The sequence below is a fragment of the Microbispora sp. H13382 genome (assembly GCF_014161445.1).
In the GTDB taxonomy this organism is placed as follows: domain Bacteria; phylum Actinomycetota; class Actinomycetes; order Streptosporangiales; family Streptosporangiaceae; genus Microbispora.
On the sequence record NZ_JABBXA010000001.1, the window covers coordinates 758,948 to 773,432 of the forward strand.

The 14,485-nt window shown below is 72.0% G+C and carries 17 protein-coding genes; 13 read left to right on the forward strand and 4 right to left on the reverse strand.

Annotated features, from left to right (window positions below; translation table 11 throughout):
- Positions 1-10: 10 nt before the first annotated feature.
- Both HHX41_RS03395 and HHX41_RS03400 read left to right on the forward strand, forming a co-directional pair.
- Positions 11-1,819 carry an ABC transporter ATP-binding protein gene (locus tag HHX41_RS03395; RefSeq protein WP_396703009.1) on the forward strand — a complete coding sequence of 603 codons (1,809 nt, stop codon included), beginning with the start codon at positions 11-13 and terminating at the stop codon, positions 1,817-1,819.
- 82 nt (positions 1,820-1,901) lie between these two features.
- Positions 1,902-2,195, forward strand: coding sequence for a hypothetical protein (locus HHX41_RS03400; protein WP_182904728.1), 294 nt, complete (start codon positions 1,902-1,904; stop codon positions 2,193-2,195).
- Between the two features lie 7 nt (positions 2,196-2,202).
- Here HHX41_RS03400 and HHX41_RS03405 read toward each other — a convergent pair whose 3' ends face one another.
- The 4 genes from HHX41_RS03405 to HHX41_RS03420 all read right to left on the reverse strand — a co-directional run bounded on the left by HHX41_RS03405 (position 2,203) and on the right by HHX41_RS03420 (position 6,281).
- Positions 2,203-3,003 (reverse strand): ABC transporter permease, encoded by an 801-nt coding sequence (locus HHX41_RS03405; RefSeq protein ID WP_182904729.1) that lies wholly within the window; start codon positions 3,001-3,003, stop codon positions 2,203-2,205.
- Between the two features lie 10 nt (positions 3,004-3,013).
- On the reverse strand, positions 3,014-3,880 hold the full coding sequence (locus HHX41_RS03410) for an ABC transporter permease (protein ID WP_182904730.1): 867 nt from the start codon (positions 3,878-3,880) through the stop codon (positions 3,014-3,016).
- Between the two features lie 70 nt (positions 3,881-3,950).
- Entirely contained in the window at positions 3,951-5,180 is a 1,230-nt protein-coding gene (locus HHX41_RS03415; RefSeq protein WP_182904731.1) for an ABC transporter substrate-binding protein, read from the reverse strand.
- 48 nt (positions 5,181-5,228) lie between these two features.
- Complete coding sequence (locus HHX41_RS03420; protein ID WP_169978369.1) at positions 5,229-6,281, reverse strand: ABC transporter ATP-binding protein; 1,053 nt, start codon at positions 6,279-6,281, stop codon at positions 5,229-5,231.
- Positions 6,282-6,401: 120 nt separating this feature from the next.
- Between HHX41_RS03420 and HHX41_RS03425 the strand changes: the two genes are divergently transcribed.
- From HHX41_RS03425 to HHX41_RS03475, 11 genes are all read left to right on the forward strand, one after another.
- On the forward strand, positions 6,402-7,148 hold the full coding sequence (locus HHX41_RS03425; protein WP_169979692.1) for a FadR/GntR family transcriptional regulator: 747 nt from the start codon (positions 6,402-6,404) through the stop codon (positions 7,146-7,148).
- A gap of 4 nt (positions 7,149-7,152) precedes the next feature.
- Positions 7,153-7,914 carry a cache domain-containing protein gene (locus HHX41_RS03430; protein WP_182904732.1) on the forward strand — a complete coding sequence of 254 codons (762 nt, stop codon included), beginning with the start codon at positions 7,153-7,155 and terminating at the stop codon, positions 7,912-7,914.
- Positions 7,915-7,949: 35 nt separating this feature from the next.
- The gene (hisI, locus tag HHX41_RS03435) at positions 7,950-8,300 is read left to right on the forward strand and encodes a phosphoribosyl-AMP cyclohydrolase (RefSeq protein ID WP_030509961.1); all 351 of its coding nucleotides are present in this window, start codon (positions 7,950-7,952) and stop codon (positions 8,298-8,300) included.
- Positions 8,297-8,923 (forward strand): Trp biosynthesis-associated membrane protein, encoded by a 627-nt coding sequence (locus tag HHX41_RS03440; protein WP_182904733.1) that lies wholly within the window; start codon positions 8,297-8,299, stop codon positions 8,921-8,923. The genes hisI and HHX41_RS03440 overlap by 4 nt, the downstream gene beginning before the upstream one ends.
- A gap of 150 nt (positions 8,924-9,073) precedes the next feature.
- Entirely contained in the window at positions 9,074-9,544 is a 471-nt protein-coding gene (locus tag HHX41_RS03445; RefSeq protein ID WP_310741748.1) for a DUF4190 domain-containing protein, read from the forward strand.
- A 50-nt stretch (positions 9,545-9,594) separates the two neighbouring features.
- Positions 9,595-10,236, forward strand: coding sequence for an RDD family protein (locus HHX41_RS03450; RefSeq protein ID WP_182904734.1), 642 nt, complete (start codon positions 9,595-9,597; stop codon positions 10,234-10,236).
- 10 nt (positions 10,237-10,246) lie between these two features.
- On the forward strand, positions 10,247-10,672 hold the full coding sequence (locus HHX41_RS03455) for a DUF2752 domain-containing protein (RefSeq protein ID WP_182904735.1): 426 nt from the start codon (positions 10,247-10,249) through the stop codon (positions 10,670-10,672).
- A 144-nt stretch (positions 10,673-10,816) separates the two neighbouring features.
- Positions 10,817-11,641, forward strand: coding sequence for an indole-3-glycerol phosphate synthase TrpC (gene trpC / locus HHX41_RS03460; protein WP_169978359.1), 825 nt, complete (start codon positions 10,817-10,819; stop codon positions 11,639-11,641).
- A gap of 47 nt (positions 11,642-11,688) precedes the next feature.
- A complete protein-coding gene (trpB, locus tag HHX41_RS03465; protein ID WP_182904822.1) occupies positions 11,689-12,912 on the forward strand; it encodes a tryptophan synthase subunit beta in 1,224 nt (407 codons plus the stop codon).
- A gap of 22 nt (positions 12,913-12,934) precedes the next feature.
- Complete coding sequence (trpA, locus tag HHX41_RS03470; RefSeq protein WP_182904736.1) at positions 12,935-13,729, forward strand: tryptophan synthase subunit alpha; 795 nt, start codon at positions 12,935-12,937, stop codon at positions 13,727-13,729.
- Between the two features lie 137 nt (positions 13,730-13,866).
- Positions 13,867-14,436 (forward strand): DoxX family protein, encoded by a 570-nt coding sequence (locus HHX41_RS03475; protein WP_169978355.1) that lies wholly within the window; start codon positions 13,867-13,869, stop codon positions 14,434-14,436.
- Positions 14,437-14,485 lie beyond the last annotated feature (49 nt).

The following is a 14,485-nucleotide window of genomic DNA, read 5'->3' on the forward strand; positions in this document are numbered from 1 at the left end:
GAGTGACACGGTGAGTGACACGGTGAGCGACACGGCCACGGGACAGGCCTCGTCCCTGCGGTCGGCCGACCGGGGCGCGCTGGAGACGCTCAGGCAGGGCCTGCGGCTGTCGCCGGAGTTCCGCCGCGGGCTCGCCGGGACGCTCGTCCTGGCCGTGCTGGCCACGCTGGGCAAGGTCGTCGTGCCGATCGCCGTGCAGCAGGTGATCGACCGGGGCCTGGGGTCGGGCGGGCCCGACCTGCCGTTCATCCGGAACGCGGTCGTGCTGTGCGCGCTCGCGGTGGTACTGACCGCGCTCTGCGGCTACCTGATGAACGTCCGGCTCTACCGCTCCACCGAGTCGGGCCTGGCGGCCCTGCGCGGCAAGGGCTTCCGCCACGTGCACGACCTGTCGGTGCTGACGCAGAACACCGAGCGGCGCGGCGGCCTGGTCTCCCGGGTGACCGGCGACGTCGACCAGATCAGCACGTTCATGCAGTGGGGCGGGTTGATGGTCATCGTGTCCGCCGGCCAGCTGGTGGTGGCGACCGTGCTCATGGCCGTCTACTCCTGGCAGCTCACGCTGCTCGTGTGGGCCTGCTTCCTGCCGCTGGTGCTGGCCCTGCCCCGGTTCCAGCGCCTGGTGGCCAGGGCGTACACCCGGGTGCGCGAGCGCGCCGGCGACGTGCTCGCCGCCGTCAGCGAGTCGGTGGTGGGCAGCGCGGTGATCCGGGCGTACGGCTCGGAGGACCGCACGGCCGAGCGGATCGACACGGCGGTGGACGGCATGCGCGCGGCGCAGACCCGGGCCCAGAAGATCGTCGGGTTCACGTTCCCGACCACCGAGCTGGTCGCCTCGATCTCGGTGGCGCTGGTGGTCGTGGCCGGGGTCTGGCTGGGCGTCGCCGACTCGATCACGGCGGGGCGGCTCATCGCTTTCCTGTTTCTGATCACGCTGTTCATCAGCCCCCTGCAGACCGCGACCGAGGTGCTGAACGAGGCGCAGAACGCGATCGCCGGGTGGCGGCGCATCCTCGGCGTGCTCGACACCCCGGCCGACGTGGCCGACCCGGTGAACGGCGCGACGCTGCCGCGCGGCCCGATCTCGGTCCGCTTCGACGGCGTGGGCTTCGCCTACCCGGGCGGACCGCCCGTGCTGCACGACGTGTCCGTGGACATCCCGCCGCGCACGCGGATCGCGGTGGTGGGGGAGACCGGCTCGGGCAAGACGACCTTCGCCAAGCTGCTCACCCGGCTCATGGACCCGACCTCAGGCCGGATCCTCGTGGACGGTGCCGACCTGCGCACCGTGAGCTTCTCCTCGCTCAGGGAGCGGATCGTGATGGTCCCGCAGGACGGGTTCCTGTTCGACTCGACGCTGGAGGACAACATCCGCTTCGGACGGCCCTCGGCGACCCGGGAGGAGATCGCCCGGGCGCTGACCGAGCTCGGCCTGGCGGACTGGCTCGACGGCCTGCCCGCCGGCCTGGACACCCCCGTGGGCCAGCGGGGCGAGTCGCTGTCGGCCGGGGAGCGGCAGCTCGTCGCCCTCGCCCGGGCCTACCTCGCCGACCCCGACCTGCTGCTGCTCGACGAGGCCACCTCCGCCGTGGACCCCGCCACCGAGGTGCGGCTCGCCCGCGCTCTCGACGGCGTCACCCGGGGCCGTACGGCGGTCTCGATCGCCCATCGCCTGTCCACCGCCCAGGCGGCCGACGAGGTCCTGGTGTTCGAGCACGGCCGGATCGTGCAGCGCGGGCCGCACGCCGTCCTGGTCGAGCAGCCCGGCGTGTACGCCGACCTCTACGCCTCCTGGACCACCGCCACCACCACACGCTGACGCCCCGCGCCGCCGACGGCGGACCGGACGACGCGCCTCCCGCCGATCGCGCGTGCGACGGTACGGCCGGCAGCCTGCGGCGATGCGCTGGGAGCAGGCCGGCTGGCGCCTGATCGGGGTGCCCGACCTCGAGAAACCGGACCACGACGTTGACGGCAGGGGCGGCCTGTGGGTGCTCGGTCGCCGCGATCTGCTCTGGCATCTGTCCGGCGGGCGCTGGACCCGCCACCGCGTGCCCGCGCCGGCCGGGCACACGGCGGAGGTCGCCTCCCTGGCCCGGCGGCCCGGCACGAGCCAGGTCTACGCGGTGGGCTCGGTGATCCTGAAGAAGAACGCCTCCGACGTCTCCCACGCCGCCCTGTGGCGTGCGGGCTGAGCAGGGTTCAGTGGGTCTGGGGGTCGCCGCCGGACAGGCGCTGGGCGAGCCAGATCGGGATCACCGACAGCAGGATCAGCGCGGCGGCGACCACGTTGACCACCGGCGCCTGGTTGGGCCGGAACAGGTTCTCGAAGATCCAGATCGGCAGTGTGCGGACGCCGGCCCCGGCGGTGAACGTGGTGACGATGATCTCGTCGAACGACAGCGCGAAGGCGAGCAGCCCGCCCGCGAGCAGCGCCGAGCGCATCATCGGGAACGTGACCAGGCGGAACGTGGTGAACGTGTCCGCCCCGAGGTCGGCCGAGGCCTCCTCCAGGTTCAGGCCCATGCGGCGCAGCCGGGCCAGCACGTTGTTGTAGACGGTGACGACGCAGAACGTCGCGTGGCCGACGATCACGGTCAGCAGCCCGAGGGGAAGCCCGAGCACCGTGTGGAAGGTGTTGCTCAGCGCGATGCCGGTCACGATGCCGGGCAGGGCGATGGGCAGCACGATCACCAGTGAGACGGTCTCCCGGCCGAAGAACGCGTAGCGCTGCACCGCGAACGCGGCCATCGTGCCGAGCACGAGCGCGATCGCGGTCGCGCCGAGACCCGCCAGGACCGAGGTCCACAGCGCGTCGCGCAGGCCGGCGGAGCTCCAGGCGGCGCTCCACCAGCGCAGGGTGAACCCTGCGGGCGGCCAAGAGAAGGTCCTGTCGGAGTTGAACGAGTTGAGCAGCACCACGGCCAGCGGCACGTAGACGACCGCCAGGCCGGCCGCCAGCGCCGCCCGCAGCAGCGTCCGGGACGTACGGGAGAGGTTCACCGGGCCTCCTTCACAGGCTCTCCAGCGCGCCGGTGCGGCGTACGGCCGCGAGGTAGACCAGCATGATCACGACGGGAACGGTGGCGACGGCGGCGGCGAACGGCAGGTTGTTGGCCGCGCCGATGTTGTCGTAGACCACGTTGCCGATGAGCTGGGTCTTACCGCCGACGATCTTCACGGTGATGTAGTCGCCCAGTGAGAGCGAGAATGTGAAGATCGACCCCGCCACCGCGGCGGGGAAGGTCAGCGGCCAGACCACGGTGCGGAAGGTGCGCCACCCGCGCGCGCCCAGGTCGCCGGCCGCGTCGAGCAGCGAGTTCGGCAGCCGTTCGAGACCCGCGTAGATCGGCAGGATCATGTACGGCAGCCACAGGTACGACAACGTCACCACGGTGGCGGTCAGGCCGTAGCCCCAGCCGAGCACGCCGTCGGAGGACAGCATCACCCGCCAGGCGTACGCCTTGACCAGATAGGACGCCCACAGCGGGGTCAGCACGGCGATCACCAGCCAGCGCTGGGCCCGGGGTGAGGCGAGCTTGGCCATCGCGAAGGCCATGGGGAAGGCCACCACCAGGTCGATCAGCGTGACCGCCGCCGCCACGCCCAGCGAGCGCAGGGCGACCGTACGGTAGACCTCGCCGGTGACCAGGTCGGTGAAGTTGGCCCAGGTGAACACCCTCACCACGTCGCCGGTGAACACGTCCGTCGACCAGAACGCGGTGACGAAAAGGGCCGCGAGCGCGCCCAGGTAGGCCAGCCCCAGCCAGGCCAGCGGCGCCGACAGCAGCAGCGACAGCCGCACCCCGGAGTGCCGGTGCAGGAATGATGCGGCTCGCCTCCGCACCCCGGCGGGGGCGGCCGTCGTTGTCGTCGTCATCGTCCTCTCTCCGTGGGGCTGTTCGTGCTGCCGAGGGGGACGGCCGGGCGGCCGCCCCCCGGAGGAGCGCTCAGCCCTTGATCTCGGTCCAGGCCCGGGTCCACTCGGAGTAGTCGGTGCACTTGACGTCGGTGCGCCCGTCGAGGCACTGCGCGATCGGCGTGGTCCAGTAGTGGACCTTGGAGAAGTACTCCTCGTCCGTCGCGTGGTAGGTGTCGCAGAACGACTTGTCGGAGGTCTCCGCGCACGCCTTGACGTTGGACGGCGCCTCGCCGAACCACTCGGCCACCTGGGCGTTGGCCATGGGGGAGATGATCCAGTCGAGCCACTTGTAGGCGCAGTTGGGGTGCTTGGCCTTCGCGGCGACCATCCACGTGTCGGACCAGCCGGTGGAGCCCTCCTTCGGCAGCGTCGTCTCGACCGGCGCCTTGTCGGCCTCCACCAGGTTGGCGATCACCTGCCAGGTCGTGCCCACGGCCGTGTCGCCGGACTTGAACGACTGCACCGCCTTGGTGTAGTCGGACCAGTACTCGCCGATGTTCTGCTTCTGCTGCTTGAGCAGGTCGACGGCGGCCTGGAGGTGCTTGTCGTCCAGCGCGTACGGGTCCTTGATGCCCAGCTCCGGCTTGGCCGACATCAGGTAGAGCGCGGCGTCGGCGATGTAGATGGGCGAGTCGTAGGCCGTCACCTTGCCCTTGTACGGCGAGGCCGGGTCGAACACGACGCCCCAGGAGTCGGGGGCGGGCTGCACCGTGTCCGTGCGCCACATGAGCAGGTTCGCGCCGCGGCCGTGGGGGATGCCGTACGCGACCCCGTCGACCGAGTTCCACGGCTTGAGCTTCAGGCCCTCGAACACGTCCTTGTAGTTCGGCACGAGGTCGGTGTTGACCGGCGCGACCGTGCCCGAGGCGATCAGGCGCAGCGAGGCGTCGCCCGAGGCCGACACGGCGTCGTACTCGCCGGTCTTCATCAGGTTGACCATCTCGTCGGAGGTGCCGGCCGTCTTGGTGTTGACCGTGCAGCCCGTGGCCTTCTCGAACGGGTGGACCCAGTCGACCTTGGGGTCGTTGGAGCCGTCCTCCGCGTACCCGGCCCAGGCGACGAGGTTGACCTGACCCTCGCCGGGGCCGAGGGACTTCAGCGCCTCGATCTTCGGCGGCGTGAAGGCATCGCCGCCGGGGGCCGCGGCCGAGCCGCCGGCGGTGGACGACCCGCCGCCGCAGCCCGCGACGGCGGCGAGCGCCAGTGCGGCGGTCACGACGAGGGAAGGCCTGGCGAAACGCGGACGGGGGGACCGCATCGTGGTTCTCCTTGCTGTGAGGTGGTGCTGTGGGCGCGGTGGCAAAGCTCAGCCGGCGATGACCGGCTCGGCGGGGGCGTCGATGGGGAACTCGTGCCGGCGGTGCCACACGAGGCGGACGCGGGCGCCGCGCAGGCCCGTCACGTCCATTGAGGAGGCCTGCAGGTTCTGCTGCAGGGCGATCAGGCGCCCGCCCGCGTCGAGGTCCACGACGAACCGGGTCGCCGGGCCGGCGTACACCACCTCGCGGACCGTGCCGGCCGCCTCGTGCTCGTCGGGACCGGTCTCCTCCTGGCCGAGCACGACGCGCAGCTTCTCCGGGCGGACGCTGAAGGTGCCCTCCCTGCCCAGCACGGTCCGCGCGGCCTCGCCGGAGATGAGGTTGGAGGTGCCGACGAAGGAGGCGACGAAGGCGGTGGCGGGGCGCTCGTACACCTCGGCGGGGGTGCCGACCTGCTCGATCCTGCCCTGGTTGAAGACCGCGATCCGGTCGCTCATCGTCAGCGCCTCCTCCTGGTCGTGGGTCACGAACAGGAACGTGATGCCGACCTCGCGCTGGATCGCCTTCAGCTCGACCTGCATCTCCTCGCGGAGCTTGAGGTCGAGGGCGCCGAGCGGCTCGTCGAGCAGGAGCACGCGCGGCCGGTTGACCAGCGCGCGGGCCAGCGCGACCCGCTGGCGCTGGCCGCCGGACAGCTGGGCCGGGCGCCGCTTCTCGAAGCCCTCCAGCCGCACCGAGCGCAGCGCGGCGAGCGCCCGCTCGCGCCGCTCGGCTCTGGGCACCTTCTTCACGCGCAGGCCGTACTCGACGTTGTCCAGCACGCTCATGTGGGGGAACAGCGCGTAGTCCTGGAAGACCGTGTTCACGTCCCGCTCGAACGGCGCGAGCCGCGTGACGTCGCGCCCGCCCAGCTCCACGGTCCCGGCGGTGGGCGACTCGAAGCCCGCGATCATGCGCAGCACGGTGGTCTTCCCCGAGCCGGACGGCCCGAGCATCGCGAAGAACTCCCCGTCGGCGACGTCGAGGTCGACTCCGGCCACCGCCTCGACCGGCCCGAAGCTCTTGCGCAGGCCCCGGAGACTGACTGCTTGGTCTGGCATGACCTGAAACATATGGAGTTAAATGTTTCGCGTAAAGACCTGATCCGGTATCACTGTTGTCAACTTTCGCGATGTCGGTTCTCGCGGACGGCGTGGGCGAACAGGAGTGCGACCGTGAACATGGCCCGCCTGGCCGTCTTCTCGCCGGTGGACAGCACCGCCCGGGTGGACGCCGTGGTGCGGCGGCTCGCCGACGCCATCGCGGTCGGCCTGCTCGCCGACGGCGAGCAGCTGCCCAGCGAGGCCGAGCTCGCGGGCCGGCTCGGCGTGTCCACGGTGACCCTGCGGGAGGCGCTCATGGCGCTGCGCCAGCAGGGGATGGTCGAGACGCGGCGCGGCCGGGGCGGCGGCAGCTTCGTGCGCCTGCCCGCCGAGCTCGACCCCCTGGCGCGGCTGCGCACGTTCGCGGCCGACGAGCTGCGCGACTTCGGGGACCACTACGCGGCCATCGCCGGGACGGCGGCCCGGCTGGCCGCCGAGCGCTCGCTGCCCTCGGACCTCGCGCCCCTGTGGCGCACCCTGGACGAGATGGACGAGGTCGCCGCCGCGCCGCGGGCGGCCGGGTCCCCCGGTGAGGCGTGCGCCCGGCTGCGCAGGCTCGACGGCCGCTTCCACATCGAGGTGGCGGCGGCCTCGCAGTCGGCCCGCCTCACTCAGGAGGAGATCCGGTTACAGGCTGACATCGGACCGTTGCTCTGGCTTCCGCACGAGGGGCTGAGCGGGCACGATGAGACGGCGGCACAGCATCGCGCCATCGCCGGGGCCGTCCGGCGCGGCGACGGCGAGCAGGCCAGGGCCGTCGCCGAGCGGCACGTGCTCGACGCGACACGACACCTCATCGAGCTGCGGTTGCGGCTGCGGGAGTAGAAGCATGAGCACACCGGTGTCCCTTGCGCAGGCCGGGCACGACCACGCCGCCGCGGCGGTGGCGCGGGTGCGCGAGGCGGCCGAGGGCGTATTCGAGGCGCTGCGCGAGGTCCGCGACGCCGCCGTCGCCTGCGTCAGGCCCGCGGGCGGCGCGCGCCGCCCGGTCGCGGCCGACCTCGCGGCGCTGCGCCCGCTGCTGTGGGCGCGGCTGCGCGGCGGCGCGCTGCCCGCCCATCTGCCCGCCCACGTGACGGCGCTGATCGCGGGGATCGGCTTCATCGCCGCGCCAGGCCTGCTGGCCGACGCGCCGTGGTACCTCGAATGGTGGCAGGAGAACCCGTCCGGCGCCCCCGTGCGGCTGCTCAGGAACATGGACCCGGCCAGCAGCGCCTTCTACGACTACACCCACTGGGACTGGTACGCCGGGCCGTCCTCGGGCGCCGAGCGCACCGTCTGCGGCCCGTACGTCGACTACCTGTGCACCGACGAGTACAGCCTCACGCTGTCCGTGCCGGTGGTGGCCGGCGGGAGCTTCGCCGGGGTGGCCGCGGCCGACGTGTTCGTCCGGCGGTTCGAGGGCGCCGTGCTCCCGGCGCTCCGGGAGATCCCGGGCCCCGCGTTCCTGGTCAACGCCGAGGGCCGGGTCGTCGCGTCCAACACCGCGAGCTGGGTGGCGGGCTCGGTCTACCGGGACGGCGGTTCGGCGGCCTTCTCCGTACGTCCGGTGGGCGACCTGCCGCTGTCGCTGGTGACCGCCGCCGGGTAGCGGGGGCGGCCGAAGCCTGCGGCACAATTGGCCTCATGGCCCTCGACCCCAAGATCGCCGACCGGCTCAAGCGCACGCCGGACGGCCTGGTGCCCGCGATCGTCCAGCAGCACGACACCGGCGAGGTGCTCATGCTCGCCTGGATGGACGACGAGGCGCTGCACCGCACGCTCACCACCGGCCGGGCGACCTACTGGTCCCGCAGCCGGGGGGAGTACTGGGTGAAGGGCGACACCTCCGGCCACGTGCAGTGGGTCAAGCACGTGGCGCTCGACTGCGACGGCGACACGATCCTGCTCAAGGTCGACCAGGTGGGGGCGGCCTGCCACACCGGTGACCGCACCTGCTTCGACGCCGACGTCCTCGACGTGAGCGGCGCGCCGTGACCGCCCCGGCGCCCGCCCGCGACCAGACGCACAAGGCTCGGCGCTCGCTGCTCGCCTGGCTGGCCGCCTGCGCCGTGGGCGGCGGGCTCGCGCTGCTGGCCGCAGGCCGCGTCTGGGTCACGCTCGGCACGGCGGGGGGCCCCGCCGGAGCGAGCGGCGGCTCCCTCACCGGCAACGACCTGGTCGCCTGGCTGACCCCCGCGGCGCTGGCCGCGCTCGCCGCCGTGCTGGCCGTACTGGCGACCCGGGGGGTCGCGCGGCGGGTGACGAGCGTGGTCGTGGCCCTCCTCGGCGCGGCGGTCGCGGCCGGGGCGTGGGACGGCACGCGCGGCGGCACCATCGCCGCCGCGGCCGCCCAGCACATGACGACCGCGGTGACGTCCGCCGGTCACATCTCCGTGGAGTCGCGCGCCTGGGCCTGGCCGGTGCTGGCCGCCGCGGGCGGGATCGTCCTGGCCGGCGCGGGCGCCGCGGCGGCGGTCCTGAGCGCGCGCTGGCCCGGCATGTCGGGCAGGTACGACCGGGGGACCGGGCGCGCCGGAGCCGGAGGGACGGCGCGGGTGAAGGACGCCGACAGGGCGATGTGGGACGCCATCGACGAGGGCGACGACCCCACCGTGTGACGGCCGGCTGATTCGCGGCCCCGGCAGCGGGCCGGCGGCCGGCCGAAGGGGGCGCGGACGGCAGTTTTCGAAAGGCACCAACGACCGGCAAGCCGACCGTGTTGGACCGTTCCTGCCTCCCAGATCACAAATCATCCACAATGTGGCCTCGTGCGCAAAGTCCGCGCCCTGCCGTCGATAAGCTTCGCGCCGACTCAGACGATCGCACAGGAGACCCTGATGAGCTACGGGCAGCAGCCGGACGACACCGGCGGCTACGGATACCCGCCGGCCGGCGGCTATCACTCGCAGGGCCCCGGCGGCTACGGCTACCCGCCGCCGCCGTCGGGTCCGTACGGCTACCAGCCCCCGCTGGGTCGCAAGACGAACGGCATGGCCGTCACTTCGCTCATCATGGGCATCGTCGGCCTTCTCCTGTGCGGGTTCACGGCAATCCTCGGCGTGATCTTCGGACATGTCTCACTAAGCCAAATAAAGCGCACGAATGAAGAGGGGCGGGGCATGGCGATCGCCGGTCTCGTCCTGTCCTACGTCGGCCTCGCCGGGTGGATCATCTTCGCGGTGATCTGGCTCGGCGTCTTCGCCGCGGCGGTCAGCACCTCGACGAACGGCGGCTACTAACCCCGTCCGGGTCTCTCCTTCCTTCCCCCCCACTTCGCAGGGAGCACCACATGAGCTACGGCGACGACCCGAACTACAACCCGGGCGGTTACCCCCAGAACCAGCCCGGCCCGCAGGGCGGTTATCCGCAGGGCGGCTACCCGCCGCCGCCGCAGGGCTCGTACCCTCCCCCGCCCGCCGGCGGTCAGTACGGCGGCGCGTACGGCGCGCCCGGCGGCTACCCGGCTCCCGAGCTCGCGCACTGGGGCCTGCGCGTCGGCGCGTACCTGATCGACGGCCTGATCGTCGGCGTTCCGGTCTGGATTCTCACGTTCATCGCCGGCGGCATGCTCGCCGGTTCGATGGAGGTGGACCCGGAGACGGGTCAGGCCACCATGTCGGGCGGCGGGACCGGGATCGCACTGATCGTCTACCTTCTCGCCATCGTCCTCGGCCTGGGGCTGGGGCTCTGGCTGAAGTACAAGGAGGGCACCACCGGTCAGACGGTCGGCAAGAAGGTCGTCGGCATCAAGACGATCAAGGAGCAGACCGGCGAGTACATCGGATTCGGCATGGCCTTCGTGCGTTCCCTCTGCCACTTCGTCGACGGCCTGCCCTGCTACATCGGCTTCCTCTGGCCGCTGTGGGACGACAAGCGGCAGACCTTCGCCGACAAGATCGTCGGCACCGTGGTGGTGCGCGCCCCGCGTTAGGCTGATCTCCATGCAGGTGACCGGACGGCGCGCGTGGGACCAGATGCGGTCGCTGCGCGCGCCGTTCGGCGCCGCGGCCGTTCTCGCCGGGGCGGTGACGTACCTGGCGGTGGTCGACCCGCACGAGCCCGGCCACTACCCCGTCTGCCCGCTCTACTGGCTGACCGGCCTCTACTGCCCGGGCTGCGGCGCGCTGCGCGCCGTGCACGACCTCGCCCACGCCGACCTCGCCGGGGCGGCGCGGATGAATCTGCTCTTTGTCTTCTGCGTCCCCGTCGTAATCACGCTGTGGGCCCGCTGGACGTTACGATCATGGCAGGGACGGCCTGTGCGCGCGAGCCTCGCGCACCCCGCGTACCTGTGGGGGCTCCTCGCCATCGTGATCGTTTTTGGGGTAATACGGAACACGCCCTTCGGGCATTTCCTCGCACCCTGAATCGACCCGGTGGCGGATCGACGCGAGACGGGCCGATACCATCGCAGGGCAGGACACGCAGAGCAGTCGACCGGAGGGACCCTTACGCGTGAGCGAGCGGACAGGCAAATCGCGCGAGCTCCGAGCCGAGAGCGAGGAGGACGCGTGAGTGTTCTTGAGGACATCATCCTGGGCGTGCGGGAGGACCTCGAAGAGCGGCAGCGCGACGTGCCGATCGAGGAGCTCAAGCGGCTCGCCGCCCGTGCCCCCGAGCCCCGTGACGCCTATGCCGCGCTCGGCGGCGACCGGGTGTCGGTCATCGCGGAGGTGAAGCGGTCGAGCCCCTCGAAGGGCGCGCTCGCCGCCATCGCCGACCCCGCCGCGCTCGCGGCGGACTACGAGAAGGGCGGCGCCCACGTCATCAGCGTGCTGACGGAGCGGCGCAGGTTCGGCGGCACCCTCGCCGACCTCGCCGCCGTGCGCGCGGCCGTGGACATCCCCATCCTGCGCAAGGACTTCATCGTCACCTCCTACCAGCTGTGGGAGGCCAGGGCGCACGGCGCGGACCTCGCCCTGCTCATCGTGGCGGCCCTCGACCAGCAGGCGCTCGTCTCGCTGATCGAGCGGGCCGAGTCGATCGGGCTCGCCCCGCTCGTCGAGGTGCACACCGAGGAGGAGCTGGACCGGGCGGTCGACGCCGGTGCGAAGATCATCGGGGTCAACGCCCGCAACCTCAAGACGCTCGAGGTGGACCGCGAGGTGTTCGCCAAGCTCGCGCCCAAGGTGCCGGACGGCGTCATCAAGATCGCCGAGTCCGGGGTGCGCGGCCCGCACGACCTGCTCGCGTACGCGCGGGCGGGGGCGGACGCGGTGCTGGTGGGCGAGAGCCTGGTCACCGGCAGAGACCCCAAGGCCGCGGTCAACGACCTGGTTACCGCCGGCGCCCACCCGGCCTCACGGCAGGACACCGGCTCCGAGAGGCACCCGTGAACGACAGCGCTGCAGAGGGAGGCCGCGTGACCCCGACGGAAGCGACCATGATCACCCCCGCCGACCTGGCCGGGGGCGGGGTCCGCGGCGACGACCCGGACGTCCACGGCAAGTTCGGCAGGTTCGGCGGCAGGTACGTCCCCGAGGCGCTCATCCCGGCCCTCGACGAGGTCGCCGCGGAGTACGAGAAGGCCAAGACCGACCTCGGCTTCATCCGCGAGTTCGACCACCTGCTGCGCACGTACGCCGGCCGTCCGACGACGCTGACCGAGGTGCCGCGGTTCGCCGAGCACGCGGGCGGCGCGCGGATCCTCCTCAAGCGCGAGGACCTGACCCACACGGGCGCACACAAGATCAACAACGTGCTCGGCCAGGCGCTGCTGACCAAGCGGCTCGGCAAGCGGCGTGTCATCGCGGAGACCGGGGCGGGGCAGCACGGCGTCGCCACCGCCACCGCCGCGGCGCTGATGGGCCTGGAGTGCGTCATCTACATGGGCGCCTTCGACTGCGAGCGCCAGGCGCTCAACGTGGCCAGGATGAAGCTCCTCGGCGCGACGGTCGTGCCGGTGACCAACGGCAGCCAGACCCTCAAGGACGCCATCAACGAGGCGTTCCGCGACTGGGTCACCAACGTCGACCACACCCATTACCTGTTCGGCACGGTCGCCGGGCCGCACCCGTTCCCGGAGATCGTCCGGGACTTCGCCCGGATCATCGGGGTCGAGGCGCGCCGTCAGGTCCTCGAGCTGACCGGCCGCCTGCCCGACGCCGTCTGCGCCGCCGTCGGCGGCGGGTCGAACGCCATCGGTGTCTTCCACGCCTTCATGGAGGACCAGGACGTCAAGCTGTACGGCTACGAGGCCGGCGGCCGGGGCGCGGAGAACGGCGAGCACGCGCTGACCCTGACCCAGGGCAGCGTCGGCGTGCTGCACGGCTCCCGCACCTACGTCCTGCAGGACGAGGAGGGCCAGACGATCGAGTCGCACTCGATCTCGGCCGGCCTCGACTACCCGGGCGTCGGGCCCGAGCACGCGTGGCTCAAGGACACCGGACGTGCGACCTACGAGGGCGTGACCGACGAGGAGGCCATGGAGGCCTTCGCCCTGCTCGCCCGCACCGAGGGCATCATCCCGGCCATCGAGTCCTCGCACGCGCTCGCGGGCGCGCTGCGGCTGGGCCGCGAACTCGGTCCCGAGGCCGTCATCCTGGTGAACCTGTCGGGCCGCGGCGACAAGGACATGGGCACCGCGATGAAATACTTCAACCTCTGATCAGCATCGACAGGACATCCCGATGACGACACTCCAAGCGGTGTTCGACAAGGCCCGCGCCGAGGACAGGGCCGCGCTGGTCGGCTACCTGCCGGCCGGCTTCCCGACCAAGGACGGCGCGGTCGCCGCGGCGACGGCGATGGTCGAGGCCGGCTGCGACGTGATCGAGATCGGCCTGCCGTACTCCGATCCGCTCATGGACGGCCCGACCATCCAGGACGCGGTGCACAGGTCGCTGACCAACGGCACCCGCATCGCCGACGTGCTGCGCACCGTCGAGGGCGTGGCGAAGTCGGGGGCCGCGACGCTGGTCATGACGTACTGGAACCCGATCGACCGTTACGGCGCCGAGCGCTTCGCACGCGACCTCGCCTCCGCGGGCGGCGTCGGGACCATCACGCCGGACCTGACGCCCGAGGAGTCCGACCCCTGGCTCGCCGCGAGCAAGGAGTCCGGCATCGACACGGTCTTCCTCGTCGCGCCCAGCTCGCCGGACGAGCGCATCGCGCGGGTCGCCGCCTGCTGCACCGGCTTCGTGTACGCGGCCTCGCTGATGGGCGTGACCGGCGCGAGGGAGTCCGTCAGCTCGGCGGCCGAGGGCCTGGTCAAGCGGACCAGGGCGCACACCGGGCTGCCCGTCTGCGTCGGCCTGGGCGTCGGCAACGGCGCCCAGGCGGCCGAGGTTGCGGCGTACGCCGACGGCGTCATCGTCGGGTCCGCCTTCATCCGGCGCCTGCTCGACGCCCCGGACGAGAAGTCCGGTCTCGCGGCCGTACGCGAGCTCGCGTCCGAACTCGCCCGGGGTGTCCGGCGCTGAGCCGCCCTGAGGTTTCCTTCCCGTAGGTGCGCCACGACCGGCCGAGATAAGGCGGCTTACCATGCTCTTATCCAGCACATGGTGAGGTTGGGTCCCGGTACTGTTCAGTCGGTGTTGCCTACCGGGCGAGGAGACTCATGGTTCAGTTGGCATCCGGCACCTCGGTGTCCGAGCGGTTACAGCCTGCGAAGCCCGCGCTCTCCTGGGTCACGACCGCCGCACGGGTCGTGCTCGCCGGTGTACTGATCGTCGCCGGTGCGCTCAAGATCGGCGCGCCCGCGTTGTCGGTGCAGGCGGTGCGGGCCTACCAGCTCCTGCCCGACTCCGTCGCGCAGGTCGTCGGGTACGGCCTGCCCGTCCTTGAGATCATCACCGGCCTGCTGCTGCTCGTCGGCCTGTTCACGCGCGCGGCGGCGGTCGCCGGCGGGGTGCTGATGGTGGCCTTCGTCATCGGCATCGCGTCGGCCTGGGCCAGGGGGCTGCGCATCGACTGCGGCTGCTTCGGCGGCGACGGAACGCTGGCCGCGGGACAGGACCCCAACTACTTCTGGGAGCTGCTGCGCGACTTCGGACTGCTCGTCTGCGCGGCGTGGGTCGTCGTCAGGCCGGCGAGCCGCTTTTCGCTGGACTCCGCGCTGGGCTTCACCGGGGAGCGGGAAACGACGGACGAGGACGGCTCGGACGACGGTGAGGACGACGGCGCGTGACCGCGGACGACCGCGGGACGTGGCCGTGGAAATAGCCAGGGGGGAAGTT

Coding starts and splice junctions, on each gene's coding strand:
- HHX41_RS03475 (WP_169978355.1), top strand. CDS start 13,867: ATGGTTCAGTTGGCATCCGGCACCTCGGTGTCCGAGCGGTTACAGCCT.
- HHX41_RS03420 (WP_169978369.1), bottom strand. CDS start 6,281: ATGCCAGACCAAGCAGTCAGTCTCCGGGGCCTGCGCAAGAGCTTCGGG.
- HHX41_RS03455 (WP_182904735.1), top strand. CDS start 10,247: ATGCAGGTGACCGGACGGCGCGCGTGGGACCAGATGCGGTCGCTGCGC.
- trpB (WP_182904822.1), top strand. CDS start 11,689: ATGATCACCCCCGCCGACCTGGCCGGGGGCGGGGTCCGCGGCGACGAC.
- hisI (WP_030509961.1), top strand. CDS start 7,950: ATGGCCCTCGACCCCAAGATCGCCGACCGGCTCAAGCGCACGCCGGAC.
- HHX41_RS03450 (WP_182904734.1), top strand. CDS start 9,595: ATGAGCTACGGCGACGACCCGAACTACAACCCGGGCGGTTACCCCCAG.
- HHX41_RS03410 (WP_182904730.1), bottom strand. CDS start 3,880: ATGACGACGACAACGACGGCCGCCCCCGCCGGGGTGCGGAGGCGAGCC.
- HHX41_RS03400 (WP_182904728.1), top strand. CDS start 1,902: ATGCGCTGGGAGCAGGCCGGCTGGCGCCTGATCGGGGTGCCCGACCTC.
- HHX41_RS03430 (WP_182904732.1), top strand. CDS start 7,153: ATGAGCACACCGGTGTCCCTTGCGCAGGCCGGGCACGACCACGCCGCC.
- HHX41_RS03415 (WP_182904731.1), bottom strand. CDS start 5,180: ATGCGGTCCCCCCGTCCGCGTTTCGCCAGGCCTTCCCTCGTCGTGACC.
- trpA (WP_182904736.1), top strand. CDS start 12,935: ATGACGACACTCCAAGCGGTGTTCGACAAGGCCCGCGCCGAGGACAGG.
- HHX41_RS03425 (WP_169979692.1), top strand. CDS start 6,402: ATGGCCCGCCTGGCCGTCTTCTCGCCGGTGGACAGCACCGCCCGGGTG.